Source organism: Bacillus sp. 05T31 (assembly GCF_056396725.1).
Genome location: NZ_JBFTMA010000916.1, coordinates 1 through 1,359, shown reverse-complemented (window position 1 = coordinate 1,359; position 1,359 = coordinate 1). Strand labels below are relative to the sequence as shown.

Genomic DNA, 1,359 nt, shown 5'->3' with positions numbered 1-1,359 from the left:
GTTTATCTGGAGAATGTGCAGATGAAATATTCGGCGGTTATCCGTGGTTTTATAGAGAAGATGATTTACAATCAAGTGCATTTCCGTGGATGCGTTCTACAGAAGCGCGTGAACAACTTCTGAAGAAAGAATGGAGAAATAAATTAAATTTACAACAATATGTACAACGACGCTATGAAGAATCCATTCAAGAAGTTCCTATTTTAGAGGGAGAAAGCCCATTAGAAGCGAAGAGACGACAATTATTTTATTTAAACATGGTATGGTTTATGACAACATTATTAGACAGAAAAGACCGTATGAGTATGGGGGCAAGCTTAGAAGTGCGCGTTCCATTTGCGGACCACCGACTTGTCGAATATGCGTGGAATATTCCTTGGGAAATGAAAATGTATAAAAACCGCGAAAAAGGTCTATTGCGTAAGGCGTTAGAAGGATTACTTCCAAATGATATATTATATAGAAAGAAAAGTCCGTATCCGAAAACGCATAATCCGCACTATACGAAAGCAGTAACAGTATGGCTCCAAGATTTATTAACGGATAAAGGCTCAATTTTGCATGAATTGTTCGATAAGGAGCAATTGAGCGGATTGATCGAGTCTGGCGGCAGTGCATTTCAAAAACCATGGTTTGGTCAATTAATGACTGGGCCGCAGCTTTTAGCTCATTTAGCGCAAATTCATGTTTGGTTTAAAGAGTATGGGGTAAATATTAAGGAATAGGGAAAGAGCGGCTTATATTTATGTGAGCCGCTCTTTTTCTTAAATAAATTGTCATATAAAATTCGAAATCATATTAGAAATAATACTTATTTAGAATTATTATTTTGACGTACTTATTATTGCTTGTTATAATTGGAAACAAATGTTCTTGAAAAAGATTCTCATTTCCAAAATTGAGGTGCTATATAGATGACGAAGAAGAAAATAGGTTTGCTTGTAATGGCATATGGAACACCGGAGTCATTAGATGATGTAGAAGCTTATTATACTCACATTCGTCATGGCCGTAAGCCATCTGAAGAAGCGCTCCAAAATTTAATCGGACGGTATAAAGCAATTGGTGGAATTTCACCGCTTGGGAAAATAATGAAAGAGCAGGCGCATAAATTAACAGATTCAATGAATAAAATGTTTACAGAGTATGAATTTGTTTGTTACTTAGGTTTAAAACACATTGCTCGATTTAGGAGTTTTATCCCGCTATTTGTGGGCAGTAAAACTGCCACCTCAAAATTCAGCTGGAGCAAAGAAGTTAGGTGGGAGATCAACTGCCCGTAAATGCCCGATTGGTGAGGGCTAATAATCAGTGTGGGATGAACAACCCCCCCACTGATTAAAGTTTCACTTTATATGA

The 1,359-nt window shown here is 37.0% G+C and carries 1 protein-coding gene and 1 pseudogene; both read left to right on the top strand.

The genetic code is table 11. The features are described 5' to 3' along the window. A partial coding sequence (locus AC1DJR_RS29870; RefSeq protein ID WP_477004242.1) for an asparagine synthase-related protein occupies window positions 1–725 on the top strand: 725 nt, incomplete at its 5' end. 189 nt (window positions 726–914) lie between these two features. Continuing rightward, window positions 915–1,190, top strand: a pseudogene (locus tag AC1DJR_RS29865) (ferrochelatase); the annotation flags it as partial. Window positions 1,191–1,359 lie beyond the last annotated feature (169 nt).